The following is a 25,762-nucleotide window of genomic DNA, read 5'->3' as shown; positions in this document are numbered from 1 at the left end:
TTTGAAAACATATTCATTCAATTCGTTGTCTCGGTTGCCTCGACCGTTTCTTTGGGCTGCGCATTGGTAGTGGCTGCGGCAACCTGGGCGGTGTATTTCTGGGCCTGCTCAACGCCTTTTTCTGCATCAAGCTTGAGCTGGTCGGCCTCTTTGCGGAACCTGCTTTCCGGATAATCGGCAACGAAATTGGCGTATAAATCCAGTGCTTTGCCGTAGCGTTCCTCCTGCCTTCTCGGATGGCTTTGCTCGGCATACAGGTATTGGGCCTTTACACTTAGGAATTCCATCTCTTCGGCATATTTGGTGTCTGGAAACTCGCTGAGCACATTGTCGAATGCAATCACCGCTGCGCGGTAATCATCCTGCAGGCCCATATCCAGGTAAAGTTTCGCATTGTTGAAAGCCTTGGTTTCAAGCTTATCGCGGAGGTCATCAATAAGGCCGGCGGCCTCTTGGGCCCTTTCGCCATCCGGATAAAGGTTGATGAAGAGCTGCAACGCCTCAATGGCCCGGTATGTATATTCTTGGTCGAGCCCCACCTTGGGAGATTCCAAATAATAGCAATAAGCGCCCATATAGCGACACTCTTCAGCGCGGGCGCTGTTCGGATACGTATCCGTGAATTGCTTGAAATAGAACCGAGCAGATGTATAGTCGCGCAGGTGGTAGTTGGTGTAGGCCCCGTAGTAGTACAGGTCTTCCGCTTCGGCCTGCCCACGATACCGCTGCGCGAGGTCGTCAAACAGGATGAGGGCTTTACTGTATTTCTTCTTGTTGTAATATTTCAGCGCTTCCTGATATTTCTGGGCAATGTTGTTGCTGGCACGCAGCTTCTCAAATCTGCTCTTGCACCCGGCAACCATCACCACCAAGAACACCCCGGCAATCCATGCCGCTATTCGCCTGTTTTTAAACATCCTGCAAAGATAAGTGAATTTAAAATACCTGTCAATTAAATTTTTAGCGCAAGGTAAGGGTAAAAACCGGTGCTGCCAAGTCCTTTAACAGAGTTTAACAGATAGCCGTGATATGTAATTATTGGGAAAATATCCGTATCTTTACAACCTTGTAATAATCATAGAGGTTATGGAAATACGGGAAAGAGTAGAACAGGCTTTGGAATCCATCAGGCCGTATCTCGAGACGGACGGGGGTAATGTGAGCATTGAGGAGATCACGGCGGACAACGTGGTGAAACTAAAGCTCTTGGGATCCTGTGCTTCATGTGCCATGAGCATCATGACATTCAAGGCAGGCCTGGAGCAAGCCATCAAGAAATCCGTTCCTGAGGTTACTGCCGTGGAGGCCATCAACATTACCGACATGGACGATCCGAATGCCACAATGCCTCTTCCGCGGATGGGCGGTTAGGGTTTTTTGGTGATTTAACATTATTTAACGGGGTCGCAAACTTACGAATACGTAGCTTTGTTGCATAGCTATGAGGATAATCCGCAACATACTGATTGTTTTGTTTACCGTGGGGGCGGTGACGCTATCGCTGGCCCAGCAAAAGAAGCTGGTGCAGTTCAGTGGCGTTATCCACAATGCGGATACCAATGTCGTTGTGCCCTATGTGTCTGTTACCAACCTTTCCCATAAGAACCACACGGTGAATGCCAACCACCAAGGCTATTTTTCGTTTGTGGCGCATGAGGGCGACACCGTCCTGTTCACTTCAGTGGGTTACCTGTCTACGCGCGTCATCATCCCGAGGGTGCCGGAAGATAAATATACTGCCATGGTAAAAATGACGGCAGAGATTAAGGATTTGCCGATGGTGACACCCTATCCTTGGGCGAGTATCGACGAGTTCAACATGGCATTCATGTCACTGGAAATCGCCGATGATGACTTCGTTGTGGCCCAGAAAAACCTTTCGCCGGAGTCTTTGGCTGCGCTGGCCGCGGTGACGCCCCGAAGTGCTGAGGAAATACAAAGCTTCAGCGCCACGCAAAACCACATCGGGCTCTCCAACAAGGCGGTAAACCAACGTATGGCCAACCCACTTTTAAGTCCCTTTGCTTGGGGGAACCTCATCCGCCAGATTTCCGAAGGGAACAAGAGCCGAGCACGGAATAGGTAGTTCGAGCAACGGCCGTTTTCGTCCGAAAAGCAAATAAACGACTTGTTTTTAAATTAGTGCAAAAGTTGTCCAACAAATAGGGAGTATCATAGGTTCCGGATACTATCCTGCAGAGGAAATCTGGTTTTATCCTTTTGAATAGGGTTATGAGTGGCTTGATTCGAATACTTATCTGTGTTATTGCAACTACGCAGCTATCTTTTGCGCAAACTTTTGTATGGCAGGAATGTGATGTATGGTTACCTAAAAAAGCAATAGAAGACATTGTTAAGAACAATACAATATCAAATTATTCGAAATTTAGTACTCCTATACAATCTTTAGTCGTGTATAATGAGGAATTATACGTGCGGACATTATTCGGAAAAGTTGTAAAGCCGAAAATTGAGCAAATAGGCAATAAAAAGGAGCTAATTCAACCGCTAGTATTGAATCTGAAGTACTTTAATGAAGGAGACTTCGAAGGCACACGTTTTTTTTTATCAGATAAAGGCCAAGATAGTGTTCTACTGGAGATTGTGAATGAAGAGAAGATCGATAGTATCTATATGATTAAAAACTTAGGGCAATATGCTTTCACGGAACCCTATTTAACGTACAATTCGATATTGCTCCAAGGCGACTATCAAACTTCGATTGATGGTGTTGAAACGAAAGTAAGTCTCTGTCTAGATGGACAAATCAAAGGTCATCCGGAGTGGGTAAGTTACGTTGTGAAAAGGGTAAATGTTCCTTCTGTAGGGAACAGTGAAGATCTCTATTGTCTTCTTGAATTCATGTCGAAAGAAGCTAGCCAGCCGTCTCATTTAGCATTCCTATATGATGATAATTTGACGGTCTGGACAGGTTATCAATATGAAGTCTCCAAAGACAAGTATAAAATTGTCCCCTCAGATAAGCCAGTCGTCAGATTAGAGCGAAGAATCCTTAGTAATAATAACTAGATTACTATTTATGCAGGTTACGGCGTTAATCGTTCTGGATATTATGACGCAGACCAAATCTGGTTTTATCCGTTAGATTTAAAAATTATGATTGTCCGTCTTCTCATTAGCTGCTTCATCTTGTCTGTGTGTATGCAGCCGGCGTTTGCACAACGACCGGAACGATGGACCGATTGCGAAGAAATATGGCTGCCCGAAAAAGCGATAGAAGATATCGTGACGAAACATACCGTTGCAAATTATCCGAGATTTAGCGGGCCCATCCAAGCCATTAGGATATGCGACGAAGAACTTTCTGTCTTATCGTTCCGAGGAAAACTCAATAAACCAAAAATTAAGAAAAGGGGTAAAAAGAAGAAATTGGTTCGGCCACTCATATTAAACCTAAAATATTTTCGGGAAGGACAATATGATGATACCCGCTTTTTCATATCCTATGAGAATCCCGATAGGATGCTACTGGAAATGAACTATAGGAGGGGAACAATGATAGACAGCATTTATTATATCAAAAGTTTAGGGCCGTATGCGTTCGAGGAGCCTTATACCACTTACTATTCAGTATTGCTTTCCGGCGATTATAGCACTTCGATTAACGGAATAGGAACAAATGTTAAGTTTAAACTAAATGGGCAAATCGAAGGTCATCCAGAGTGGATAACGTACAAAGTGGGAACGGTAAGTTTTTCACCTCCAGGAATTCAATATGAACATTATCGTATTCTTGAATTTACCACAAAGGATAATAATGAAATGCAGCGTTTGGCATTTCGATATGATGATAACACCAAGGTTTGGGAAGGGTTTGAATATGAAATCACTGAGAAGTATAGGAAATTCATTCCATCAGATGAACCGGTCGTTAAGCTAGAACGAATAGTTTCAAACAATGGCGAGATTACTAGATGATGATGATAATTTAACGGTCTGGAAAGGGTATCAATATGAAGTCTCCAAAGACAAGTATAAAATTGTCCCCTCAGATAAGCCAGTCGTAAAAATGAAACGAAGAGCCTTTCGTGGCAACAAAATCACTGCGCACTGGACCGCGACTGCCATCAAGACAAGCGCACCGTCTGTTTTACGCTGAGGCGCGAAGCTACTAACGAAATAAGCGCAGAAATAGCAAATACGGTGAGGAACACGAGGAGGAAATCGCTATAACGGATATCCACGGGATAAACGTCGGTGACGAGGTTTTCTCCCTCGCCGAAGCGTATCCAACCTAAGGCCTGTTGCGAAATGCAAAAAAGCAGGCCCAACACCAGTCCGGCCACACAGCCGATGAGCGAGATGAGCAGCCCCTCATAGAAAAAGATGCGGCGGATAAGCCCATCGTTTGCCCCCAAACCCATCAATACCGAGATGTCTTTCTTTTTGTCGATGACGAGCATGGTCAGTGAACCGACGATGTTGAAGAGCGCAATGATTCCAGTGAAGGCGATGATGACGAAAACGGCCCACTTTTCGGTTCGCACGATTTTATACAACGTGGGATTTTGCTGCTCGCGGTCTTTTACAAGATAGTCGTTGCCGACAAGGGTGGAAAGCGCCCGTTGTGCTGCAGCGACATCGCTGCCGGGCATCAGGTTGATTTCGATGGCCGATACCCGCGAAAACTCGCCCACGGCTTCCCGCGCGAACGCCATTGGTACGATCAGTAGGTCGTCAAATTCCTGCTGGTAGCGCAGCACCCCCCCGGGGCGGATGGTCCGCATGGTAAAATCATCCATAGGGTTGATACCACTCCGCACCCCTTTGCGCGGGGAGAAAACCTCGATGAAGCGGGATTCGTCGCGCAGTGAAACCCCCAACATACCCTGCACGCGAGCACCCATCACGGCATATTCTTCGCCGTCATACTGCAACGCGAAGTGGCCATCCTGTAGCAGCGTATCCATGGATTGTGGTATTGTGCTGTCTAAGGTGACCCCCTTAATGGTGGCAATGTATTGGGCGTCTCCATAGCGTAGCAATACGCGCTCCTGCAACACCTCACGGTAGTTGCTTATCTCGGGGCGGTTATTTAGCTGTGCGGTGAGGGCCGAATCGGCCACAAAGCCCTTGCCGGTAGCGGGCTCGATACGGAGTTCGGGCGAAAATGCACTGTACATGGAGAAAATCAGCTTCTCCAGTCCGTTGTAAAACGACAGAATGATGATGAGCGACGCACTGCTTACCAATACGCCCACCACGCTGATGCCGGAGATGATGTTGACCGCATTGACAGTCTTTTTGGAGAACAGGTAACGCTTGGCGAAGTACAGTGCGGTGTTCATGTGTGCTACCCCCTGATAAACGGATTGGTTTTCTTTTCGTGCCCGATAGTGGTTTCCGGTCCGTGCCCGGGATACACCAGGGTGTCATCCGGCAGTGTGTAAAGCTGGTGCGCAATGCTATCCAACAGCTGTTGGTGGTTGCCCCCCGGCAGGTCGGTGCGGCCGATGCTGTTCCGGAAAAGGACGTCGCCCCCGACAAGGAACCCATCGGCTTCGCTGTAGAAGCAGAGGTGTGCGGGCGAATGGCCGGGCGCGAAGATGAGTGCCAGTTCCCGCTGGCCGAATGCGACGGATCCCGTCGCAGGCAGGAAGGTCTCGGCGATGGGCGATACGTCGTAGCGTATTCCCATTTGCGGGGCGTAGTTCTGCACTTCCACGAGCAGTGGCAGCTCACCCTCATGGAATTGGGGTAGCAGGCCGTACGTATCGTATACGTACCGGTTGCCCAGCACGTGGTCGATGTGGCAATGCGTGTTGAGCAGCAATTCGGGCTTCAGGCCTTCGGCACGGATGAAATCACTGAATTGTTTCTCCTCATGGGCGCCGTACATGCCGGGATCGACGATTGCCGCGGCTCCTGTATCGTCATATAATACGTAGGTATTCTCCTGATAGGGGTTGCACACAAAGGATTTGATGCGGATCATGCTACAAATGTAGGGCTTTTTGCCCATCTTTTATTCCCACCGCAGGGAACCGATCAGCGTATCGATATCTGCTTTGATGAAATCCAACACCGGCTGTATGGAGTCCAGCCGCGGCTTCTCGTGGAAATACAACGCCCCCCGCAGGTAGTGGCGCGTACTGTCGGTAACGAAAAACTGGATGTTGGAGGCCGTGTTGCCGCTAATCTCATATTTTAACCCGTACACACCGGCTTCCGGCCGCCGGATGCGTTGCTGGTCGATGGCCGTGGCTTTGACGGTATGGTTGAAAGCAAACGTGCGGGCATCTTCCACCAGTTCATTGAAGTTGGTCGGACTGGAAACGGGCATGTAGCTCAGATGGATGCGGGCATTGAACTGCGGAAAGTGGATATCCATCCAACAGGGCTGCGCGTCCGCTGAACGGTCAGGCTCCATTTTCGCGTACACAGGGATATCAAAGGTGTAGGGGCAACCGGCGGTAAATGGCCGGTATTCCTTTTCGGGGAACTCGATGCGGAAATATCCACGGGGTTTTGGTGAATACTGGTGCTGGCAACCGCCCACACACAACGCGACTAGGAGGCCGAAAGCAACCCATTGGGAGGTTAGCGCCCTTACCTGCCGGCGTTCCATATTTCCCAGTTACGCTCGGCCTGGCGTTCGAGCATTTCAAGTCCGTTCTTGATGGCCGCCCCCTGGGCTTGCCCGCGCTTCAGAAATTCCGTTTCCGGCGGGTTATAGACAAGGTCGTAAAGCAGGTGGCGCTCGCCCAAAAGATCATACGGGATACCGGGACAGCCCATCACGTCGGGGTACGTTCCCAGCGGGGTCGTATTGACGATGAGCGGGTGGATGCCGATGACCGCAGCATCCAGCTGTTCATAGGCGAGTTGGCCATTCCCGGCCGACCGCGAAACAACCGTGTGGGCGATGTTGAGCTGGGCAAGGGCAAAGGAAACCGCTTTGGCCGCCCCGCCGTTGCCGAGTATGAGCGCGGCATCGTGGTGGGGTTTAAGCAAGGGCCTCAGGGACTCGGCAAAGCCATAGACATCGGTGTTGTAGCCGGTGAGTACCGGTCGGCCGCTGTTTTCCCGCTCGATGCGGATGCAGTTGACGGCGGCAATGGCTTCCGCTTCCGGCGACAACTGGTCGAGGTAGCGCATCACAGCAATTTTATACGGGATGGTCACGTTGATGCCCATCAGCTGGGGGTCCTTTTCAACCAAGCCGGGGAAATCCGTAATGTCGGGGATGGGATACAGTTCGTAGCCCACCTCCGGGATTTGTTCCCGCTCGATCTTCGCGTCGTAATATTTCTTGGAAAAGGAATGCGTCAGCGGGAAACCGATCAGCCCGAATTTGTTCATTGTCAGATAAAATTATGGAACGTGTCGCCTCGAAGCCCCATCCGCGTAGTTTCCAGGGCGATGATTTCGTTGGTATTGATGTTGCCCAAGTTGACATTCGGCCCCACGAGGTTAATGAAGTATACTTGCTGTGCTTTTAGTGGGGCTTCCCAGATGATTTTCTCGTTGGAAATTTCGTTGAGGATCTCGTCGACAAGTCCCTGCCTAACCTCGCCCGATTCACGATAAAGGCCCACGTTGCCGCTTTCGCGCGACTCGGCGATCAACCGCCAGGTGCCGGCTTCCAGCTCGGCTTTCATCAGCGAAATCCACTTATAGGGGGCCATGATCTTGGTGTTGTCTTTCGATCCCACCTCCGAGATTACGGTGGCGTGCTGTGCCACGGTAGCGATGTATTCGCATTTTTTCTCGTGGGGCAGCGTAATAGACCCATCGGACACTTCTGCGTATTCCAGCCCGTATTTTTCCACCACGCGGAGAAAGTCGTCGAACTGATTGCGCGCGACAAACGCTTCGAACAAGGTACCACCGAAATACGGATGTACCCCCGCTTCACGATAAACGGCCAGCTTTTCCTCCAGCTTCGGAATGATATAGGCAGTGGTCCACCCCAGTTTCACAAAATCGATATATGCCGCACCCACAGCCATGAGGTCTTCGGCCTGGCGTACGCTGAGCCCCTTGTCCATAACCATAGTTAGCCCGTTATTTCTAGGCTTTTGCGTTCGTGAAGGAACATTATTCAGCTGAAAATTCATCTATATGCTAATTGTTGTTAACGGCTAAAATGGAATATTATGGGCAAAAAAGCAGAAAAAATCTGAAATATTTCTGAAATCTGCGCACGCAGCGGGTGCCTGTGGCGGCTATCGGCTGCCTGACCAGCAGGTTACGGCATGTACTTCTTGATTACCTCGGCAATGGCTTTGTTGTCGCGTAACTGCGGCAGGTACTCAAACAATACGGCGTGCTTATGTGGATCGGCGCCAAGTCCCAATTCCAGGTAGTTTAGCGCTTCGTTATACCTGCCTGCGGCAATGAGATAGGCCACCATACGGTAGTACAATTCGGCGCCATCGGGATTGTTTTTGATCGCGTCGGCGATGGTTTCTATCGCACGTTCCAATTTGTTTCGCTCGTAAAGGATAGACGAGTAGTCCAGCCACGCCTCCAGGTCAATGGGGTTGAGCTCCACCACTTTTTCATAGGCTGCCTCCGCTTCGTCAAATTGCTTGAGTTTGTACCGTGCGTCAGCGATGGCAAACCAGTAATCAGGGTTGTCCTGTTCCAAATCGAGCGCTTTCTTATAAAAGTGCAGCGATTCGAAATACCGCTCTTCATAATCGAGCGTCACGCCGATCCCAAACCACGCGTCGGCCAGCGCCACATCGATTTTAACGGCTTTCTTATAATACGAGCGGGCTTCGTCCATTTGCTCCAACTTCTCATAACACTCGCCGATGGCACAGTACGTCTCCGCGCCCGGGGGTTCGTATTCGAATGTCTGTCGGTATACGTCGATGGCCTCGCTGTATTTATCGAGGTTTACCAAGGCGTTCCCTTTGTTGAAATAGGCCGAGGCAAAGTTGTCTTTGATGAGTATGGCGTAATCGTACGCATCGATGGCTTCCGCGTAGCGGCTAAGCTTGTGGTAGGCGTTGCCGAGGTTGTACCACCCTGCATATGAATAAGGATCGTTATCGATATATTGCTTATAAAACCCGATACTCTCTTCTTGCCTATCCAGCACGTCGTAGCAAAACGCCAGCTCGTACAGCGCATCCTGATTCTCCATGTTTTGCTCTAGGCTTCGCTTGAGGAAATGGATCGCTCTATCGTAATCGCCTTTGTTTTGATGCAGGAGCGCTATTTGCAAATAAATATCGTCTGGGTTTTCGGCGAGCTCCAGGGCCTTGTTGAGGCATACGAACGCTTCATCATAACGTTCCATGCTGCCCAGTATGCCGCCTTTGATGAGGTAAATATCCCCTTCAGACGGTTCGAGGGTTTCCGCCCGCCCCAATGCATCGAGGGCTTGTGCAAACTGGTTTGTCACCGCAAACAACTGGGCCTGTTTGAGGTAAAACACCGCCGCAAACGGATGCTGGCTAACGGCATAATCAACAACCTGTAATGCTTTGATCGGATCATTTTTGTCCATATAGTAGTCAATGATCCCCTCAAAAGCCTGCGTATCAAAAAAGTATTGATCCTTATTGCGAATCATTTCTTCGTAGCGCTCCACCGAAAGCCGCGGGTCTTCGGCGGGCCCATATTCGAAATCGTCTTCCATCTATACTCCTTGTTTAAGAACAACTACTTTAGCGCACGTATTCAGCTGCGTTTTGATGATAACAAAATAGGGTTTGTCGGATGATATTTTCAACACAAGTTTTCAACAATTTGCCGAAATCGATAAAAACCCGTAGAAAATCAATCGCTTACGTCACATGTGGCTGTCAAAAATCCTCCACGTTTCCACCTTGCCTCTGCGTGCTCTTCACTCATCATCGATCACGTGGGTGCAAAGATACGCAATACTAATCGAAAAGTGTATCTTTGGGTGATTAGCACCGTACCAAGCAAAACCAGAAAGCATGAATGAATTGATCAATATTTCGAAGGTATTGGAACGATTGGCGATTAAACGTGATAACCCCGCCTGGTATACGGGTGCGCTATCCGGCACAAGTGGGAATGCCGCCATTGACAGTTATTCGCCGGTTGACGGCCGCCACATCGCCTCAGTGGGGCAGACCGGCTCCGAAGCGTTCGATCAAGTGATAGACCGTGCTGCCGCGGCGTCCGTCGATTGGCGCCGGATACCGGCACCCCAGCGTGGCGAAATTGTACGGCAGTTTGGCGAAGAACTTCGCCTACATAAACAAGATCTTGGCAAGCTGGTTTCGTATGAAATGGGCAAAAGCCTCCAAGAGGGCTTGGGCGAGGTTCAGGAAATGATCGATATCTGTGATTTTGCCACGGGATTGAGCCGCCAGCTTTACGGCCTTACCATGCAGTCGGAGCGGCCGGGCCACCGGATGTATGAACAGTGGCACCCACTTGGTGTGGTGGGCATCATTTCGGCATTTAATTTTCCTGTGGCCGTATGGAGTTGGAATGCCGCCATTGCTTGGGTATGCGGCAATGCGTGTGTGTGGAAGCCGTCGGAAAAAACCCCCATTACGGCGGTTGCATGCCAAGCACTCATCGCAGGTGTGCTCACGCGGAATAATATGCCCGAGGGGGTTTCCTGTCTGGTACACGGCGGGAAGGAACTCGGTGAACGGCTGGCTGGCGACCGCCGGATCGCGCTGGTGTCGGCCACCGGCTCGACACGGATGGGGAAAGCCGTTGCAACCACCGTCGCATCGCGGTTGGGAAAAAGCATCTTGGAATTGGGGGGCAACAATGCGATGATCATCACCGAGCATGCTGACCTCAATATTGCGCTTCCGGCAGCCGTATTCGGCGCCGTGGGGACGGCGGGGCAGCGTTGCACGACTACACGGCGGTTGATCATCCACCAAGCGGTATACGAGGCGTTTAAGGATCGGCTGGTCGGTGCCTACGCACAGCTTCGTATCGGAAACCCTTTGGATGAGCAGAACCACGTAGGACCACTAATTGATCGCAACGCGGTAGACAACTATGAAGCGGCCATCGTCCGATGTAAACGTGAAGGCGGCTGTTTCATCGTGGAGGGAGGTGTATTGGCCGGCGAAGGATACGAATCGGGATGCTATGTAACCCCGTGTATTGCGGAGGTTTCGCCGAATATGCCCATCGTGCAAACGGAGACCTTTGCGCCTATACTTTACATCATGAAGTACGCTACGCTCGACGAAGCCATCCGGATCCAGAACGATGTGCCGCAAGGGCTGTCATCAGCCATCATGACGCTCAATCTCCGAGAATCGGAGCAGTTCCTCGCGGCGGGAGGGTCCGACTGCGGAATTGCCAACGTCAACATCGGTACATCGGGTGCTGAAATCGGCGGGGCATTTGGCGGAGAAAAAGAAACCGGCGGGGGGCGTGAATCGGGGTCGGATGCATGGAAAGCATATATGCGGCGACAGACAACCACGATTAATTATTCAGACAACCTGCCGCTTGCGCAGGGAATCAAATTTGATTTGGGGCCCAAAGGCCGGTAACCGGTGGCTTCCGGATCGGCGACGATCTGTCAGCCCATTTTGGCTCATCGTGTAAACGTTTGCATTCTTTGTAAAATGTCCTTACCTTAGCCTTCTGACCATGCAACAGATATAAAAGCAATAACGAAAAAAAGGATATGAGTGTACATTACGAATCCCGCTACGCACTGGGACCTGTAGAAACAAAAGGTTTGGACACGACCGGGCTACGGGAAAATTTCCTGATTGAAACGGTGTTTGCCGATGATGAAATCCAGTTGGTATACACCCATTACGACCGCTATATTGCCGGCGGAGCAAAACCGGTGAGCAAGCCATTGACGTTGGCAACCATTGACGCGTTGAAGGCACCTTATTTTCTCGAAAGGCGCGAGCTAGGTATCATCAATGTGGGCGGCAGTGGAAAGGTAACGGTTGACGGGACGGCTTATACCCTGGATTTTAAGGAGGCGCTCTATGTGGGCAAAGGGAATAAAGATGTGGTATTCTCGAGCGATGACGCCGCCAACCCGGCCAAGTTCTACCTTAATTCGGCGCCGGCCCACCATACCTACCCCACCAAAAAAATAACCAAGTCGGCGGCGGAAGTGGTTGAACTCGGAAGCCTCGAAACCGCCAACCATCGCGTCATCAATAAGTTGCTTGTAGCCGGTGTGGTCGAGACGTGCCAGCTCCAAATGGGTATGACCGAGCTAAAAGCCGGAAGTGTGTGGAACACCATGCCGGCGCATACGCACGACCGCCGCATGGAAGTTTATTTTTACTTCGAGGTGCCCGAAGGGCAATCGGTAAGCCACTTCATGGGCCAGCCGCAGGAAACACGCCACATCTGGATGCAAAACGATCAAGCCGTGATTTCCCCGCCCTGGTCGGTACATGCAGGCGCAGGCACCAGCAACTACACCTTCATCTGGGGCATGGCCGGCGAAAACATGGACTACGGCGACATGGATGGTTGCGCGATTACAAATCTCAAATAACCCGCCTAAACGTATGATTATGGGCAGCTTAAAAGCGTACAGTTTATTGCCGATGGCCGTTTTGGTGTTGGCATGTGGGGGAGGCGAGCCAACGAAGTCCATCGTAGTTACGAATCCCCTTGATATCGAACGCCATGAGTTTGTAGCCGTTCCCTATGGGGAGTTTACGTCGGCTTTTGGGCGGGATAGCGTATTTAGGATAATAAATATGGACACCGGCTCGGAGATACCGTACCAATTGGAAACCAAGGGGAACCCTTCACCAGAGCAGATACTGCTTTATGTGTCGGTACCCGCATCGGGCGATGTCACGTTGGCGGTTGAGAAATCGGCGCCGGAACCGGTAGCAGCAAAGACGTTTGCCCGGTACGTACCCGAGCGGTATGACGACTTCGCATGGGAGAATGATGCCGTTGCTTTCCGGATGTATGGGAAAGCCCTGGAGGGTAGGCCCGACGACGCGCACGGCATAGACCTGTGGTCGAAGCGCACCACCGGCTTGGTGGTGGATAAGTGGTATGCCCACGGCGATTACCACACCGACCATGGCGAAGGCATGGACTACTATTCGGTGGGTATGACATTGGGTGCCGGCGACATCGCCCCGATTGAGGGTGACGAGGTCGTTTATTCGAAACACTACCGTGGGCACGACGTATTGGACAACGGCCCGTTGCGCACGACGTTCCAATTGGATTATGAGCCTTGGCAGGTTGGGGAGAAGACCGTGTCGGTCAGCAAGCGGTACACCTTGGATGCCGGTTCGCAATTGAACCGGGTGGAAGTGACCTATACGATCGATGGCGACGGAGCGCTTCCTGTGGCGATCGGCGTATCACGGCGGGCGGAAGAAGGCCAACTGCTTAACGAACAGGGGAGCGGAACGTTTGGTTATTGGGAACCGACGGACGACGCACACGGCACCACTGGCGTAGGTGTGATATTGGCTGATGGCGAATTTGAGCGGTTCATCGAGCAACCCAAGCAATACCTGTCGGTGCTTACCGCCCATGATGGCGAGCCCATTGTGTATTACAATGGCGGCGCGTGGGACAGGGCGGGAAAAGTCACCTCGGCTGGCGACTGGTTCGCGTATCTGCGGGCTGCAAAGGACAAAGCGGCGTCGCCGTTACAGGTGGAAATTAAGTGATGGTTTTATTCGATTAGCTTCAAAAATGACAAAATATAGATTCGATCTGAGCGGGAAAACGGCCCTGGTAACGGGTTGTAAGCGGGGTATTGGCAAGGCAATAGCCGAAGGTTTGGCCTCAGCAGGAGCCGACATCATCGGCGTATCGGCTTCGCTTGAATTGCAAGGAAGTGACGTGTCCAAAGCCGTGGAGGCCGCAGGTCGCCGTTTCTACGCGTACCAAGCCGATTTCGGCAACCGCACATCGCTCTATGCGTTCATCGAACAGGTGAAGGCAGATCATCCGCAGATCGACATTTTATTCAATAATGCAGGTACGATACTACGTAAGCCTGCCGCCGAGCACCCGGATGACTATTGGGACCAGGTCATCGAGATCAACCAGAATGCGCAATTTATCCTTACGCGCGAGATCGGCAAGGATATGGTGGCACGTGGAGGCGGAAAAATCGTCTTCACGGCCTCATTGCTTACGTTCCAGGGCGGCATCAACGTACCCGGATATGCGGCATCCAAGGGGGCTGTAGGCCAGTTGACGAAGGCATTTGCCAACGAGTGGGCGGCCAAAGGAGTCAATGTCAATGCGATTGCACCAGGATACATCTCCACAGACAACACCGAAGCACTACGAAATGATCCGGACCGGAGCCGCTCCATTTTGGAGCGTATTCCCGCGGGCCGTTGGGGTGAACCGGACGATTTCAAGGGGCCGGCGGTATTCCTCGCATCCGAGGCCGCTAGTTATGTACATGGCACCGTCTTGACCGTGGATGGTGGGTGGATGGGTAGGTGATTATGCACCGGGAGCTGACCATTATCGATAGAGTCCTTTGTTTTCGATGAATGCCATCACGCTATCCGGCACGAAGTAGCGGATGTTCTTACCGGCCTTCACCGCATTCCGGATGAAGGTAGATGAAAACTCCATCAGGGGTGTATCGGTGATGGTGATGGATGGGTGATCGGCCCATTCGGCCGGAGCGGGATAATCTGGCCGGGGGTATACCAAGATACGGTAATCACGCAGGATGACTTCGTAATTCTTCCATTTATGGAGTGAAACCAGGTTATCTGACCCCATGATGAGTGTAAAGGCTTTCTCAGGATATTTTTCGTGCAGGTGCGTGAGGGTGTCAATCGTGTACGATGGCTGTGGCAGGGAAAATTCAATGGGGCTGCTTCGGATATTTTCAGCTGTTTCGATAGCGAGGTTTACCATCTCCAAGCGATCGTATTGGTTGATCAACGAATCTTTTTTTTTCAACGGGTTATGGGGGGTGACAACCAGCCAGACTTCATCCAGTTCCGTATAGTTGGCCATGTAACTCGCAATGATCAGGTGGCCCGTGTGAATGGGATTGAACGATCCGAAAAACAGCCCGATATGTTGCATACCCCTTGGTTATGTTTTGCTGAGGAAGTCCAACAATAACCGCTCGGCTTCTGTACATGCTTTCTCGAGGTCATCGTTATGCAGGATGACATCGAACCGCTCGGCATACCCCAGTTCTTTTTCTGCTTTCACGACGCGCTCCCGGAGTTTCTCTTCACTGTCTGTGCCGCGCCCACGGAGGCGCTGCGTCAGCACGTCCAAGGAGGGGGGCTGTACAAATACCGCCAACGCGCGGTCTTCGAATTTGCGCTTCAGGTGGAGGCCGCCTTCCACGTCGATATCGAAGATGACGTGCTTGCCCGTAGCCCAGATCCGGTCTACTTCGGCACGTAGCGTACCATAAAAGGTACCCGAGTAAACCTCTTCGAACTCGATGAACTCCTTCTTGGCAACCCGGTGCAGAAACTCTTCCTTGGAGATAAAATAATAATCTTTGCCATCTATTTCGCCCGTGCGCGGCTGCCGTGTGCTTGCCGAGATGGAAAAAGAGATTTTGTCGGGGTGTTCTGCTAGCAGGTGCTTCACGATGGTGGTCTTGCCGGCACCTGAGGGTGCAGAAAATATGACGAGTTTACCTTCCATTGCGGGTCACAGCACGTTTAGTAGTTGTTCCTTGATTTTTTCGAGTTCTTCTTTCATCCGTACCACCACCTGTTGGATACCGGCATGGTTGGCTTTCGAGCCCAGGGTATTGATTTCGCGGCCCATCTCCTGCGATATAAAGCCCAGTTTCTTTCCGTTCGCATCGGCATCTTCGAGCGCTTGGAGGAAATAATTGCAGTGGCTGCGGAGGCGAACCTTCTCTTCGGTGATATCTAGCTTGTCGATATAAAAGATGAGTTCCTGTTCGAACCGGTTCATATCCACCTTCTCTTTGCCAACGGCCTTGTCGAGGTATTGGCCTATGCGATCGCGGATGAGGGGAATACGGTTGGTTTCTACAGCTTCCACTTCGGCAAGCAAACGCTCGATGCCCTGTGCACGCGCGGCAAGATCCTGTTTAAGCACGGCACCCTCATCGGCCCGGAAGCGGTTGAGCTGCACCACCGCATCTTGGAAAGCTCCCATGAGAAGAGCGGCCTCGGCTTCGTCGGCCTCTTCCTCATTGTGGCTGATCACTTCCGGCATATTGAGTGCCAGCTCAAAAAGGTTGCCCTTTTCGGTGCCCAGGTCTCGGGCTATGGCTTCCAGCTGCGCGTAATAGTTCTTGAGTAATGCTGCGTTGATGGTTGCGGCCCCGGCAGTTTGGTCGATATATTCTACGCCCACGGTAAGGTTTACCTTGCCCCGTTCGATTAAACGGGAGCATTCGCTTCGCAGCGTGAGTTCTTTATCCGAGAATGCTTTCGGAAGCCGCAGACTCAGCTCCAGGAATTTTGAGTTCAACGATTTGAGCTCTACCGTGTACTTTACCTTTTGGTTGTCTCTGGTCCCTATGCCGTAACCAGTCATGGATTTAATCATGTGCAAACTTAGATAAATTCCCCTTCGTATGCAATTTAATCGCAGGGCATGTATGAGGGAATATTCGCCGCGTGTTGATCTTCAACGGCGTTCATGAGCGCTTGCAAGGACTATGCTTCGTTTTTCCGGAACTTTTCCTTCACTACTTCAAAAATAATGGGCAGGATGGAGATGATGATAATCAGGATGACGACTTTCGAGAAATTATCTCGGATAATAGGGATGTTGCCCAAGAAGTAACCGGCCAGTGTAATACCTACAACCCACAACAACGCCCCTACCACATTGTATGTTAGGAAAGTACCGTAGTTCATCCTTCCGATTCCGCCTACAAATGGTGCCAGTGTTCTAACAATCGGCACGAAACGGGCGATCACAATGGTCTTGCTGCCGTATTTGGCGTAAAAAGAATGCGTTTTTTCTATTTGCTCATTTTTGATGATCTGCCTGCCGAAAAGCTTGAATTTGGTTACCTGCATTCCAAAGCGTTTGCCGATGGAATAGTTGAGGGAATCGCCGGCTATTGCGGCAATCAGTAATAAGATGATCATTACCCCCACATTTAGCTCATTGGGTTGAGCGGCAAGCATTCCTGCTGCAAACAGCAAGGAATCGCCCGGAAGGAAAGGCATCACCACAATACCGGTTTCGATAAAGATAATGAGGAATAGGATTAAGTAAGTCCATGTCTGATACTCATTGACAATTTCGACCAGGTGCTGGTCGATGTGGAGAACGAAATCAATCAGTGCGTAGATAAGGTCCAACGTCGTTAACCCATATTATTCAACATGACCGGCATGACCAGCATCAGGATGTCTTCGTCTTCCTCAGATACCGCCGGAATCAATAGCCCTGCCCGGTTCGGTGTGCTCATTTCAATGACGACCTCCTCGCTATCGAGGTTGGTCAGCATTTCCACGAGGAACTTCGCATTGAAGCCTATTTCCATGTCATCGCCTTCGAACTGGCAACTTAGCCGTTCGTGGGCCTCGTTGGAGAAGTCGAGGTCTTCCGCGGAAATGTGGAGCTCGCTGCCCGAAATCTTCAGCCGTACCTGGTGCGTGGTTTTATTCGCAAAGATGACCACCCGGCGCAATGAGTTGAGGAAGGTATGCCGATCGAGCGTCAACTTATTCGGGTTGACCTGCGGGATAACCGCTTCGTAATCGGGATAGCGCTCATCAATAAGCCGGCAAATCAGGTGGATATTGCCAAATTTGAAGAACGCATTGGTGCTGTTATATTCCACCGCTACAGCAGTATCTTCTACGGGTAGCGATGATTTGAGCAAGGAAAGTGCTTTTTTCGGTAAAATCAACGATGTGGGGTTTTCCGTGCTGATGTCCTTGCGACGGTAACGCACCAGTTTATGCGCGTCGGTGGCTACGAATGTGGCCGATTGCTCCCCCAACTGCACCAATACACCCGACATAGCGGGGCGCAATTCGTCGTTGCTGACTGCAAATATCGTCTTATTGATGGCCTCGGCCAAAACGGAAGCCGAAATGGCTACCGAAGAAGCATTATCGACCACGGGAATCTTCGGAAAATCATCCGCATTCTCGCCGCTAAGCTTGTATTTGCCGTCGCCAGCACTGATTTCAATGGCTAACGTGGCGGTATCTACCGAAAATGCCACGGGCTGATCGGGAAGGGTCTTAAGCGTCTCGATTAAAATTTTGGATGGCATGGCTACGCGCCCTTCTTCCTTGGCCTCAATGGGCAGGGAGGTAACCATACTGGTTTGCAGGTCGGTCGCTGAAATAGTTAGCACATTATCCTTGATTTCAAACAGGAAATTTTCCAATATGGGGAGCACGGTGCTGCTGCTTGAGGCTCCGCTGATGGCTTGTAGCTGTTTTAATAAAATGGAAGTAGAAACAATGAATCTCATGTCCGAATAATATGATGTGCAATGATAAGGAAAAGATTTGGGATTCGGCAAATGAGATTGTGATTTGCGGGGCAGAAACCGAACATGAATGGGCATGGCGGCCAAACATTTGCCCCGCAGGATTGTTGTATCAACAGGACCAAAGGTTTTATGCTATGGAAACGCACAGTCACCGAACGGACAAGGACGGCAGGCCGCAAGCAGAGGAAAATTACCCGGCGCACGAAGAGAATCCGGCACCGTCGCCGGAGGCCATCAATGAACCCAACGATCGCCCCGCGAGTAACACGATTTGGGTATCCGTGATCGTGGCCATCATCATCATGGCCCTCATTTATTTCATTTTTATCTATTAATGCGTGGTGTGAACGGCTGTTCGCAGCGATAAAGGAGCGAACATGCGTATTCCAAGGGCCAAATAACGTACCTTTGGCGGTACGATGCGTATTATGGCTTTTGATTACGGTACGAAGCGGGTGGGCATTGCGGTGACCGACCCGTTGCAGCTTATTGCTACGGCACTGGACACGGTGCATGCCAAGGATGTGCTGGCGTATGTGAAAGCGTATCTGGCCCGAGAGGCCGTAAGCACATTTGTGGTGGGCCAACCCCGCCAGCTCGATGGTTCCGAATCTGAATCTGCCCAGCACGTACGCGGGTTTATACGGACATTGCGGCGTACGTTTCCGGCCATTCCCGTGGAAACGGCCGATGAGCGTTTTACATCGAAAATGGCCTCGGCAAGTATTGCCCAAAGCGGACTGGCGAAAAAGAAACGGCAAGATAAAGCGCTAATCGACAGTGTTTCGGCAGTGCTTATCCTCCAGTCTTACCTTGAAAGACGCGACTTTCAAGGATAACTTCCTACCTTTGATCGACTAGTAAACGCATCATGGGCTACATCCATTTTTTCACGGAAGACACAACGTACCACATCAAGCAGAAGTTAGCATTGAAGCGCTGGATAAAAGCGGCGATTGCTTCCGAGGGCTTCAAGGTTGGCGAAATCAGTATTGTCCTCTGCAGCGACACGTATCTGCTGGCGATCAACAAGCAGTACCTTCGCCACGACACCTATACGGATATCGTTACGTTTGATAACAGCGAACAGGATGATACCATCGCGGGGGATATTTTCATCAGTGTTGACCGCGTACGGGAGAATGCGTTGAAATTCGGTGTGCCCGAGCGGGATGAACTGCATCGCGTCATCATCCATGGTATCCTGCACCTCTGTGGCTATGGCGATAAGAAGAAAGAAGATAAAGTACGGATGACGGAGAAAGAGGACTTTTATCTGGGTAAAAGAAGTACGTCGCAGCTCGATTGAAACCGAAGGAAATAGCTATATTAGCGACCAATTAGTAGCCAAAGGACCACGATGCCAACCAACGGACAATTATTGACCAACCCCATGACGGGCGACACATACGCGTATCTTGAAACCTCCAGCGACAGCGAAGGGGCGCGAGTGGTTATCAAGGCAACGGTGAAAAGCCAAGGACAGCTCGTTCCCAACCATTTCCATACGGAGCAAGATGAAACGTTTGAGATTATCGACGGACAATTGACAATATGGGCTGATGGTGCTACCAAGGTGCTTTCTGCAGGCGAGCGGATAACATTGCCTAAGAACAAGCCGCACAACCACTACAACGGCCACAGCGTACCGGTTACCTACATCCACACCGTGACGCCCGGCCTGGATTTCGACTACCTCATAGAAAACCTGGTTGGCTTGGCGGCCGACGGAAAAAAAGGTGGCGGTGGCCTGGTTCAGCAGCTGGTTACGCTACGTTACCTCGAAAGCAAATCCCTTCTTGCGGATGTGCCTGTGGCTGTACAGAAAATACTACTGATGACCATCCCCCCTATTGCACGTCTGTTCGGCTATCGGGCAATCTATAAAAAATATTCGGGGGTGGAAAGATAGCCCTATACCGAAAAGGAAGCCAAGTCTTCTTTTAGAACCGCTCGAACTGCGAGAAGAAGAAGTTGCCTTCTATTTCTGCGTTTTCATCGGAGTCTGACCCGTGGATCGCGTTTGCGTCGATGGATTTTGCGTATTTGTTGCGGATGGTTCCCAGCTCAGCCTTACTGGGGTCGGTGGCGCCGATCAGTGTGCGGAATTCTTCCACGGCGTTTTCTTTTTCGAGGATAGCCGCAACGATGGGGCCGGACGTCATGAATTCAACCAGTTCGCCGTAAAACGGACGTTCTTTGTGCACGGCATAAAATGCACCCGCCGTTTCTTTGCTCAAGCGCGTGTATTTCATCGCCACCAGTTTGAATCCGCCTGCAATGATGTCGTTAAGTATAGCGCCCGTGTGGCCATTACGCACGGCATCGGGCTTAATCATGGTGAATGTTCTATTCGTTGTAGCCATTTTAAAAATTTTGCGCAAACATAGGTAAAGTTGTCTGGTTGTGCAAATGGCAAAAGGTTGCTTAAGATGATTGTATTTGGGCATCCACGAAGAATACGTCGCACCAATTAATCTGGTGGGCTAATCGATACGGTAGACGTAGTCAAACCGGTGCTTTTTAGCGGCATCAATAAAGTCCCGGATGGGAATATGTTTCCCTGCATAGGAAATATGGCGGATGTGACTTACATACGCCATATTGGCGGTGCTTTCTATCTTAGCGGTTGACGACGGCGGAATGAAGAAACTCATTGTGGAGTCCGAACGGTGTGTTATCTTGAGTGATTTTTTTGGTTCTTCGTCGCGGTACTGCTTTGGATTGCAGATTCGCTGCACGTATTCCATGTGGTCTGCCTTTACCGCGAATTCAGCTGCGGGGATTTGATAGGTGACCGTGACGAATATGCTTTTTGTTTTAGAGCGGTTTTGGATAAAAAGTTGGGACAGAAATGAACAACCCGAAAGCATCAGGCATATAACGACAACAATAAGGGGTTTGATGACGACCATCGTTTTACCAGTAGATACGCTTTTTGCCGATTGGTAACCCAATTGTTGGTCTGAACAAGGAAAATGGGCAGAGAGAATAACGATTAAAGACATCAATAACGAAGCGGAGCGTTCTCATTGATACCTTAGAATAACGATTAAAGACATCAATAAATTTAGCTAAGTTTGTCTAGTCATGGAAATATATGTTTTGGCCATTGCCTTGGTCATCTTCCTAATTGCGGTTATTATCCTGTTTGTTCGGCGCCCGCGGGCGGGACATGACAAGCAAGAATTGGCACGATTGCGCGCGGAAAAAGAAGATTTAGCCGTCGGGCTGGCCCGCGCTCAGCAGCAAGCCGAGAGCCTCGTCGCCGAGAAAGATCGCGTAACAACCCTGTTCAAAGAAGAGCAGCAGCGCCTGCGGGATGAACTGCACCAAACGCGCGAGCAGCTGGCGAAGGCCGACAAATCCCTGGAAAGTGGGCGCGCCTATTACCAATCGCAGCAGGAGCGGCTTGAAGCGCAGAAGGAAGAAATCGAGATCATCAAAAAGCAATTCAATACGGAGTTCCAGGTTATCGCTAACAAGATTCTGGAGGAAAAGACCCAAAAGTTCACGGAGACTAACAGCAAGTCGCTCGACCAGTTATTGGGCCCGCTCAAAGACCGAATAAAAACCTTCGAAGAAAAGGTCGAGAAAACCTATCAGCATGAAGCTGCGGAGCGCAACTCGCTGAAAGGGGTGGTGCAGCAGTTGATGGAGCAGAGCTTGCGCATCAAGGATGAGGCCAACAGCCTGACGCGTGCATTGCGCGGCGACAGCAAGAAACAGGGTAACTGGGGCGAGGTGATCCTGGAGCGCGTACTGGAGCGCTCCGGGCTGGTAAAGGACAGTGAATACAGATTGCAGGCATCGATCACGGATGAGGAAGGAAGACGTCTCCAGCCCGATGCCATCATCGACCTACCCGATGAGAAGCACCTGGTGATCGATTCGAAGGTATCGTTGCTGGCCTACGAGCGTTGGGTAAACGCAGACACAGACGAGGAGCGCGAGCTCGCCGCTAAACACCATGTGCAATCGGTGGAAAACCATGTGAAAGGCTTGTCGGCCAAGAATTACCACGATCTCTACCAAATCAATTCACCCGACTTTGTATTGCTGTTCATGCCCATCGAATCGGCCTTCAGCATGTCCATTACCTACAAAGCCGACCTGTTCAGCGATGCGTGGGACCGCAAGGTGGTCATTGTAAGTCCGTCTACCTTGCTAGCTACCCTACGCACCATTGCCAGCATGTGGAAGCAGGAGCGGCAGACGCGCAACGTGCTTGAAATCGCCAAGGAAGCGGGGGCGTTGTATGATAAGTTTGTCGGCTTCTTACAAGACATGGATAAAATGGGCGAGCAGCTCAACCGTGCCGTGCGCGCCCATGAAGACGCCACTAAAAAGCTCGGGACAGGCCCGGGCAACGTGATCCGTAAAGTGGAAAAACTCAAAACGCTCGGCGCCCGCGCAAGTAAGCAGATCGGCGGGCACATGCTGGATGAGGGCGACTAGATACCGCGGAACACGATGGTGGCATTGTGCCCACCGAAGCCGAAGGCGTTGCTCATTGCGACCTTTACCTTGCGTTCCAGCGCCTCTCCGGTAACGATATGCATCCCTTTCGGGATGGCCTCGTCCAAATGCACCGTATTGATCGTTGGAGGTACCACTTGGTGGTTGATGGCCTTGACCGCCAGGATGGCTTCGATGGCTCCGGCAGCGCCCAGCAGGTGGCCGGTCATGGATTTCGTTCCACTGATGCTGAGGTTTTCCGTATGTTTGAACGCTTTGCTTACCGCATTCAGCTCACTGATGTCGCCCACGGGCGTTGAGGTGGCATGCGGGTTGAGGTAATCTACGTCGGCAGCATTGATTCCCGCCTCGTTTAGGGCCAATTCCATGGCCTTTGAAGCGCCTCTTCCTTCGGGGTGCGGTGCCGTGAGGTGGTACGCGTCGGCGGTCATCGCCGCCCCCACCACCTCGGCATAAATGTGGGCTCCACGCTTTTTGGCGTGTTCATATTCTTCCAGCAGCAACGCCCCTGCCCCTTCGCCCATCACAAACCCATCCCGGTCGGTATCAAACGGCCTGCTGGCATGTTGTGGGTCGTCGTTCCGGGCCGACATGGCCTTCATTGCCGAGAAGCCCCCTATGGACGCCGGCGTGATGGGCGCCTCGGAACCACCTGTGATAAACGCCTTGGCCTTGCCCATTCGGATGTAGTTGAATGCATCCATAATAGCCGTATTGGCTGTGGCACAGGCCGAAACAGTGGTGTAATTGATTCCCTGAAGCCCGTATTTCATTGAAATCATACCCGACGCCATGTTGATGATGAGTCGTGGAACGAAAAACGGGCTGAAGCGGGGCACGTATTCGCCCTCGACGTACTGCGTGACTTCGTGCTCGAACGTTTCCATTCCGCCTTGGCCCACGCCCCAAATCACCCCGATGTCAAATGGATCCATGGCGGATAGGTCTAAACCCGCATCTTCCATGGCCTCCGATGCCGCATATAGGCCATACTGGGTGAAAAGGTCGCTACGTTTTATTTCATTCCTGTCGAGGTGTTTTTCGGGGGCAAACCCTTTTACCTCGCAGGCGATTTGGGTGCGGAATTGACTGGCATCAAACCGGGTAATCGCCCCCGCACCACTTACCCCTTCGACGGCATGTTGCCAAAACGTCCCCACATCGTTTCCCAGCGGGGTAAGGGCACCCATTCCGGTAATAACCACTCTAGTCATATCGTCCATTTGATTGTTGTCTTTCCTTTTTGTTCAGCGATGCAGCGCAGCACCAATGCCCGCCCATCTTGCCCGTAGACGGGCTAAAAAATTTCGGAACAAAGATAGCAAGGATATATCGATTGCTATACTTTTGTTTCGGCCATGGCTGTAATTGCATAAGCGTAGTGTAAAAATGCGGCGGGTGGCTCGACCGGTAGCCGAAAAACAATTACCTTAGGCGTGCTGTTTCAAACAGGGCAACCTGATGAATCGACAGAAAGGAGTTACATGACGATGCGTGGCTATCACTTTTCGAAATATATACCCAGTTCACTGCCGAAAGGCGGATTTGATGAGCTATTGAAACTTTTCATGCAGTTGCTGCATTATACTGCCGGCGATGCGGCCGAGGCACTGGCATGGCTCAACGAGCTGGATAAACAATACGGGCTCACGGATGATGATTATGGCATGGGCGACTTTATCCAGGAGCTCAAAGACCGGGGTTACCTCAGCGACGACCCGGCTAACGGTGAGGTACGGATTACGGCCAAAAGCGAGCAGGCGATCCGCCAATCGGCCTTGGAAGAGATTTTCGGTAAGCTGCGCAAGAGTGGTCGTGGCAACCACAACAGCAACCTGTCGGGCTTGGGTGAGGAGAAAAACGCCGATCGCCGCGAATACCAATACGGCGACAGCCTCGATCAGATTGACATGACCACCTCTATCCACAATGCGCAGGTAAACCATGGTATCGGTAATTTCATGCTTACGGAGCGTGATCTCGAAGTGGAGGAGCGCGACTATAAAACGCTGACGTCTACCGTGCTGATGATTGATATATCGCATAGCATGATCCTGTATGGCGAAGACCGCATCACGCCGGCGAAGAAGGTGGCCATGGCCTTGGCTGAGCTGATCCGAACGCGCTACCCAAAAGATACACTGGATATCGTGGTGTTTGGCAACGATGCATGGCCTATCAGCATCAAGGATTTGGCTTACTTGCAAGTAGGGCCTTACCATACGAATACGTTGGCTGGACTGGAGCTGGCAACGGATTTGCTGCGACGACGCAAGACGCATAATAAGCAGATTTTTATGATTACGGATGGTAAGCCCACGTGCCTGAAAGAGAACGGCCGTTATTACAAAAACAGCGTGGGGTTGGATCGTAAGGTGGTGAACAAAACGCTTAACATGGCTGCGCAGTGTAAGCGGCTCAACATCCCGATCACGACGTTCATGATCGCGCGAGACCCTTACCTACAGCAATTTGTCCGCCAGTTTACCGAAACGAATGGTGGGAAGGCGTTTTACAGCTCCCTTGAAGGCTTGGGCGAGTACATTTTTGAGGATTATGTGCGTAATAGGCGACGGAATGTGAGGTGATGGTTTTGCTGGTCCCGCACCACGACTGGGTACTTCGTACCCTAGGCCGTGTTTGCGGGACCAGCAAAACGGTGGTAGTGTATGGTGGGAATGGGTGCTTCGCACCCTGGGCCGTGTTTGCAGGACCAGTAAAACGGTGGTAGTGTATGGGGGGACGGGTGCTTCGCACCCTAGGCCGTGTTTGCGGGACCAGTAAAACGGTGGTAGTGTATGTTGGGAATGGGTGCTTCGCACCCTAGGCCGTGTTTGCAGGACCAGTAAAACGGCGAGTTTGGGGTGGGGAAATATAAAGCAAAGAACAAAGAGTAAA

General features: G+C 51.1%; 29 protein-coding genes. 14 read left to right on the top strand and 15 right to left on the bottom strand.

What is annotated here, in order from left to right; all coding sequences use genetic code 11:
• Positions 1-17: 17 nt before the first annotated feature.
• Positions 18-917: an outer membrane protein assembly factor BamD gene (locus VNQ80_RS16660; RefSeq protein WP_325640728.1), complete on the bottom strand. Its 900-nt coding sequence runs from the start codon at positions 915-917 to the stop codon at positions 18-20.
• Between the two features lie 169 nt (positions 918-1,086).
• On the opposite strand from VNQ80_RS16660, the gene VNQ80_RS16655 reads away from it, so the two are divergent.
• From VNQ80_RS16655 to VNQ80_RS16640, 4 genes are all read left to right on the top strand, one after another.
• On the top strand, positions 1,087-1,371 hold the full coding sequence (locus VNQ80_RS16655; protein ID WP_325640726.1) for a NifU family protein: 285 nt from the start codon (positions 1,087-1,089) through the stop codon (positions 1,369-1,371).
• Between the two features lie 70 nt (positions 1,372-1,441).
• Positions 1,442-2,086, top strand: coding sequence for a hypothetical protein (locus VNQ80_RS16650; RefSeq protein ID WP_325640724.1), 645 nt, complete (start codon positions 1,442-1,444; stop codon positions 2,084-2,086).
• Between the two features lie 146 nt (positions 2,087-2,232).
• Positions 2,233-3,030, top strand: a complete 798-nt coding sequence (locus tag VNQ80_RS16645) for a hypothetical protein (protein WP_325640721.1) — start codon at positions 2,233-2,235, stop codon at positions 3,028-3,030.
• Positions 3,031-3,117: 87 nt separating this feature from the next.
• The gene (locus VNQ80_RS16640; RefSeq protein ID WP_325640719.1) at positions 3,118-3,939 is read left to right on the top strand and encodes a hypothetical protein; all 822 of its coding nucleotides are present in this window, start codon (positions 3,118-3,120) and stop codon (positions 3,937-3,939) included.
• A gap of 149 nt (positions 3,940-4,088) precedes the next feature.
• On the opposite strand, the gene VNQ80_RS16635 is transcribed toward VNQ80_RS16640, so the two are convergent.
• The 6 genes from VNQ80_RS16635 to VNQ80_RS16610 all read right to left on the bottom strand — a co-directional run bounded on the left by VNQ80_RS16635 (position 4,089) and on the right by VNQ80_RS16610 (position 9,616).
• A complete protein-coding gene (locus VNQ80_RS16635; protein ID WP_325640717.1) occupies positions 4,089-5,309 on the bottom strand; it encodes an FtsX-like permease family protein in 1,221 nt (406 codons plus the stop codon).
• Positions 5,310-5,314: 5 nt separating this feature from the next.
• Positions 5,315-5,956 (bottom strand): MBL fold metallo-hydrolase, encoded by a 642-nt coding sequence (locus VNQ80_RS16630; protein WP_325640715.1) that lies wholly within the window; start codon positions 5,954-5,956, stop codon positions 5,315-5,317.
• Between the two features lie 30 nt (positions 5,957-5,986).
• A complete protein-coding gene (gene gldD / locus VNQ80_RS16625) occupies positions 5,987-6,589 on the bottom strand; it encodes a gliding motility lipoprotein GldD (RefSeq protein WP_325640713.1) in 603 nt (200 codons plus the stop codon).
• Positions 6,571-7,323, bottom strand: a complete 753-nt coding sequence (aroE, locus tag VNQ80_RS16620) for a shikimate dehydrogenase (RefSeq protein WP_325640711.1) — start codon at positions 7,321-7,323, stop codon at positions 6,571-6,573. Before aroE ends, gldD begins: the two co-directional genes overlap by 19 nt.
• A 2-nt stretch (positions 7,324-7,325) precedes the next feature.
• The gene (locus VNQ80_RS16615) at positions 7,326-8,081 is read right to left on the bottom strand and encodes a phosphosulfolactate synthase (protein ID WP_325640709.1); all 756 of its coding nucleotides are present in this window, start codon (positions 8,079-8,081) and stop codon (positions 7,326-7,328) included.
• A gap of 131 nt (positions 8,082-8,212) precedes the next feature.
• Positions 8,213-9,616 carry a tetratricopeptide repeat protein gene (locus tag VNQ80_RS16610; protein ID WP_325640707.1) on the bottom strand — a complete coding sequence of 468 codons (1,404 nt, stop codon included), beginning with the start codon at positions 9,614-9,616 and terminating at the stop codon, positions 8,213-8,215.
• A gap of 304 nt (positions 9,617-9,920) precedes the next feature.
• Between VNQ80_RS16610 and VNQ80_RS16605 the strand changes: the two genes are divergently transcribed.
• The 4 genes from VNQ80_RS16605 (at position 9,921) to VNQ80_RS16590 (ending at position 14,403) form a co-directional block, all read left to right on the top strand.
• Complete coding sequence (locus VNQ80_RS16605; protein ID WP_325640705.1) at positions 9,921-11,480, top strand: aldehyde dehydrogenase family protein; 1,560 nt, start codon at positions 9,921-9,923, stop codon at positions 11,478-11,480.
• Between the two features lie 137 nt (positions 11,481-11,617).
• Positions 11,618-12,460, top strand: coding sequence for a 5-dehydro-4-deoxy-D-glucuronate isomerase (gene kduI / locus VNQ80_RS16600; protein WP_325640703.1), 843 nt, complete (start codon positions 11,618-11,620; stop codon positions 12,458-12,460).
• A 19-nt stretch (positions 12,461-12,479) separates the two neighbouring features.
• A complete protein-coding gene (locus VNQ80_RS16595; protein ID WP_325640701.1) occupies positions 12,480-13,610 on the top strand; it encodes a DUF4861 family protein in 1,131 nt (376 codons plus the stop codon).
• 25 nt (positions 13,611-13,635) lie between these two features.
• A complete protein-coding gene (locus tag VNQ80_RS16590) occupies positions 13,636-14,403 on the top strand; it encodes an SDR family oxidoreductase (RefSeq protein ID WP_325640699.1) in 768 nt (255 codons plus the stop codon).
• 21 nt (positions 14,404-14,424) lie between these two features.
• On the opposite strand, the gene nadD is transcribed toward VNQ80_RS16590, so the two are convergent.
• The 5 genes from nadD to dnaN form a co-directional block, all read right to left on the bottom strand.
• Entirely contained in the window at positions 14,425-15,003 is a 579-nt protein-coding gene (gene nadD, locus VNQ80_RS16585) for a nicotinate (nicotinamide) nucleotide adenylyltransferase (RefSeq protein WP_325640697.1), read from the bottom strand.
• Positions 15,004-15,012: 9 nt separating this feature from the next.
• Complete coding sequence (gene gmk / locus VNQ80_RS16580; RefSeq protein ID WP_325640696.1) at positions 15,013-15,585, bottom strand: guanylate kinase; 573 nt, start codon at positions 15,583-15,585, stop codon at positions 15,013-15,015.
• A 6-nt stretch (positions 15,586-15,591) separates the two neighbouring features.
• Positions 15,592-16,467 carry a YicC/YloC family endoribonuclease gene (locus VNQ80_RS16575; protein ID WP_325640694.1) on the bottom strand — a complete coding sequence of 292 codons (876 nt, stop codon included), beginning with the start codon at positions 16,465-16,467 and terminating at the stop codon, positions 15,592-15,594.
• Between the two features lie 110 nt (positions 16,468-16,577).
• Positions 16,578-17,234 carry a DedA family protein gene (locus VNQ80_RS16570; protein ID WP_325640692.1) on the bottom strand — a complete coding sequence of 219 codons (657 nt, stop codon included), beginning with the start codon at positions 17,232-17,234 and terminating at the stop codon, positions 16,578-16,580.
• Positions 17,235-17,239: 5 nt separating this feature from the next.
• Complete coding sequence (gene dnaN, locus VNQ80_RS16565; RefSeq protein WP_325640690.1) at positions 17,240-18,364, bottom strand: DNA polymerase III subunit beta; 1,125 nt, start codon at positions 18,362-18,364, stop codon at positions 17,240-17,242.
• Positions 18,365-18,519: 155 nt separating this feature from the next.
• Between dnaN and VNQ80_RS16560 the strand changes: the two genes are divergently transcribed.
• The 4 genes from VNQ80_RS16560 (at position 18,520) to VNQ80_RS16545 (ending at position 20,297) form a co-directional block, all read left to right on the top strand.
• Positions 18,520-18,720, top strand: coding sequence for a hypothetical protein (locus VNQ80_RS16560; protein ID WP_325640688.1), 201 nt, complete (start codon positions 18,520-18,522; stop codon positions 18,718-18,720).
• 84 nt (positions 18,721-18,804) lie between these two features.
• Positions 18,805-19,224: a Holliday junction resolvase RuvX gene (gene ruvX, locus VNQ80_RS16555; RefSeq protein ID WP_325640686.1), complete on the top strand. Its 420-nt coding sequence runs from the start codon at positions 18,805-18,807 to the stop codon at positions 19,222-19,224.
• Between the two features lie 32 nt (positions 19,225-19,256).
• The gene (ybeY, locus tag VNQ80_RS16550; protein ID WP_325640684.1) at positions 19,257-19,694 is read left to right on the top strand and encodes an rRNA maturation RNase YbeY; all 438 of its coding nucleotides are present in this window, start codon (positions 19,257-19,259) and stop codon (positions 19,692-19,694) included.
• Between the two features lie 51 nt (positions 19,695-19,745).
• Entirely contained in the window at positions 19,746-20,297 is a 552-nt protein-coding gene (locus VNQ80_RS16545; protein ID WP_325640682.1) for a cupin domain-containing protein, read from the top strand.
• Between the two features lie 31 nt (positions 20,298-20,328).
• On the opposite strand, the gene VNQ80_RS16540 is transcribed toward VNQ80_RS16545, so the two are convergent.
• The gene (locus VNQ80_RS16540; protein ID WP_325640681.1) at positions 20,329-20,751 is read right to left on the bottom strand and encodes a nucleoside-diphosphate kinase; all 423 of its coding nucleotides are present in this window, start codon (positions 20,749-20,751) and stop codon (positions 20,329-20,331) included.
• Between the two features lie 120 nt (positions 20,752-20,871).
• Positions 20,872-21,393, bottom strand: coding sequence for a hypothetical protein (locus tag VNQ80_RS16535; protein WP_325640679.1), 522 nt, complete (start codon positions 21,391-21,393; stop codon positions 20,872-20,874).
• Between the two features lie 82 nt (positions 21,394-21,475).
• On the opposite strand from VNQ80_RS16535, the gene rmuC reads away from it, so the two are divergent.
• On the top strand, positions 21,476-22,843 hold the full coding sequence (gene rmuC / locus VNQ80_RS16530) for a DNA recombination protein RmuC (protein WP_325640677.1): 1,368 nt from the start codon (positions 21,476-21,478) through the stop codon (positions 22,841-22,843).
• On the opposite strand, the gene fabF is transcribed toward rmuC, so the two are convergent.
• Positions 22,840-24,078: a beta-ketoacyl-ACP synthase II gene (gene fabF, locus VNQ80_RS16525; protein WP_325640675.1), complete on the bottom strand. Its 1,239-nt coding sequence runs from the start codon at positions 24,076-24,078 to the stop codon at positions 22,840-22,842. The genes rmuC and fabF overlap by 4 nt on opposite strands.
• A gap of 276 nt (positions 24,079-24,354) precedes the next feature.
• Here fabF and VNQ80_RS16520 point away from each other — a divergent pair, with 276 nt between their 5' ends.
• Positions 24,355-25,452: a vWA domain-containing protein gene (locus tag VNQ80_RS16520; RefSeq protein WP_325640799.1), complete on the top strand. Its 1,098-nt coding sequence runs from the start codon at positions 24,355-24,357 to the stop codon at positions 25,450-25,452.
• Positions 25,453-25,762: the final 310 nt, after the last annotated feature.

Source organism: Parapedobacter sp. (genome assembly GCF_035556095.1).
In the GTDB taxonomy this organism is placed as follows: Bacteria; Bacteroidota; Bacteroidia; order Sphingobacteriales; family Sphingobacteriaceae; genus Parapedobacter.
The sequence above is the reverse complement of the archived record's forward strand: the minus strand, read 5'-3'. Positions and strand labels throughout refer to the sequence as shown.

What these genes read in the sequence shown, in the direction of transcription:
- VNQ80_RS16660 (WP_325640728.1), bottom strand. Translation starts at nt 917, where the DNA reads ATGTTTAAAAACAGGCGAATAGCGGCATGGATTGCCGGGGTGTTCTTG.
- VNQ80_RS16655 (WP_325640726.1), top strand. Translation starts at nt 1,087, where the DNA reads ATGGAAATACGGGAAAGAGTAGAACAGGCTTTGGAATCCATCAGGCCG.
- VNQ80_RS16650 (WP_325640724.1), top strand. Translation starts at nt 1,442, where the DNA reads ATGAGGATAATCCGCAACATACTGATTGTTTTGTTTACCGTGGGGGCG.
- VNQ80_RS16645 (WP_325640721.1), top strand. Translation starts at nt 2,233, where the DNA reads ATGAGTGGCTTGATTCGAATACTTATCTGTGTTATTGCAACTACGCAG.
- VNQ80_RS16640 (WP_325640719.1), top strand. Translation starts at nt 3,118, where the DNA reads ATGATTGTCCGTCTTCTCATTAGCTGCTTCATCTTGTCTGTGTGTATG.
- VNQ80_RS16635 (WP_325640717.1), bottom strand. Translation starts at nt 5,309, where the DNA reads ATGAACACCGCACTGTACTTCGCCAAGCGTTACCTGTTCTCCAAAAAG.
- VNQ80_RS16630 (WP_325640715.1), bottom strand. Translation starts at nt 5,956, where the DNA reads ATGATCCGCATCAAATCCTTTGTGTGCAACCCCTATCAGGAGAATACC.
- gldD (WP_325640713.1), bottom strand. Translation starts at nt 6,589, where the DNA reads ATGGAACGCCGGCAGGTAAGGGCGCTAACCTCCCAATGGGTTGCTTTC.
- aroE (WP_325640711.1), bottom strand. Translation starts at nt 7,323, where the DNA reads ATGAACAAATTCGGGCTGATCGGTTTCCCGCTGACGCATTCCTTTTCC.
- VNQ80_RS16615 (WP_325640709.1), bottom strand. Translation starts at nt 8,081, where the DNA reads ATGAATTTTCAGCTGAATAATGTTCCTTCACGAACGCAAAAGCCTAGA.
- VNQ80_RS16610 (WP_325640707.1), bottom strand. Translation starts at nt 9,616, where the DNA reads ATGGAAGACGATTTCGAATATGGGCCCGCCGAAGACCCGCGGCTTTCG.
- VNQ80_RS16605 (WP_325640705.1), top strand. Translation starts at nt 9,921, where the DNA reads ATGAATGAATTGATCAATATTTCGAAGGTATTGGAACGATTGGCGATT.
- kduI (WP_325640703.1), top strand. Translation starts at nt 11,618, where the DNA reads ATGAGTGTACATTACGAATCCCGCTACGCACTGGGACCTGTAGAAACA.
- VNQ80_RS16595 (WP_325640701.1), top strand. Translation starts at nt 12,480, where the DNA reads ATGGGCAGCTTAAAAGCGTACAGTTTATTGCCGATGGCCGTTTTGGTG.
- VNQ80_RS16590 (WP_325640699.1), top strand. Translation starts at nt 13,636, where the DNA reads ATGACAAAATATAGATTCGATCTGAGCGGGAAAACGGCCCTGGTAACG.
- nadD (WP_325640697.1), bottom strand. Translation starts at nt 15,003, where the DNA reads ATGCAACATATCGGGCTGTTTTTCGGATCGTTCAATCCCATTCACACG.
- gmk (WP_325640696.1), bottom strand. Translation starts at nt 15,585, where the DNA reads ATGGAAGGTAAACTCGTCATATTTTCTGCACCCTCAGGTGCCGGCAAG.
- VNQ80_RS16575 (WP_325640694.1), bottom strand. Translation starts at nt 16,467, where the DNA reads ATGATTAAATCCATGACTGGTTACGGCATAGGGACCAGAGACAACCAA.
- dnaN (WP_325640690.1), bottom strand. Translation starts at nt 18,364, where the DNA reads ATGAGATTCATTGTTTCTACTTCCATTTTATTAAAACAGCTACAAGCC.
- VNQ80_RS16560 (WP_325640688.1), top strand. Translation starts at nt 18,520, where the DNA reads ATGGAAACGCACAGTCACCGAACGGACAAGGACGGCAGGCCGCAAGCA.
- ruvX (WP_325640686.1), top strand. Translation starts at nt 18,805, where the DNA reads ATGCGTATTATGGCTTTTGATTACGGTACGAAGCGGGTGGGCATTGCG.
- ybeY (WP_325640684.1), top strand. Translation starts at nt 19,257, where the DNA reads ATGGGCTACATCCATTTTTTCACGGAAGACACAACGTACCACATCAAG.
- VNQ80_RS16545 (WP_325640682.1), top strand. Translation starts at nt 19,746, where the DNA reads ATGCCAACCAACGGACAATTATTGACCAACCCCATGACGGGCGACACA.
- VNQ80_RS16540 (WP_325640681.1), bottom strand. Translation starts at nt 20,751, where the DNA reads ATGGCTACAACGAATAGAACATTCACCATGATTAAGCCCGATGCCGTG.
- VNQ80_RS16535 (WP_325640679.1), bottom strand. Translation starts at nt 21,393, where the DNA reads ATGTCTTTAATCGTTATTCTCTCTGCCCATTTTCCTTGTTCAGACCAA.
- rmuC (WP_325640677.1), top strand. Translation starts at nt 21,476, where the DNA reads ATGGAAATATATGTTTTGGCCATTGCCTTGGTCATCTTCCTAATTGCG.
- fabF (WP_325640675.1), bottom strand. Translation starts at nt 24,078, where the DNA reads ATGACTAGAGTGGTTATTACCGGAATGGGTGCCCTTACCCCGCTGGGA.
- VNQ80_RS16520 (WP_325640799.1), top strand. Translation starts at nt 24,355, where the DNA reads ATGCGTGGCTATCACTTTTCGAAATATATACCCAGTTCACTGCCGAAA.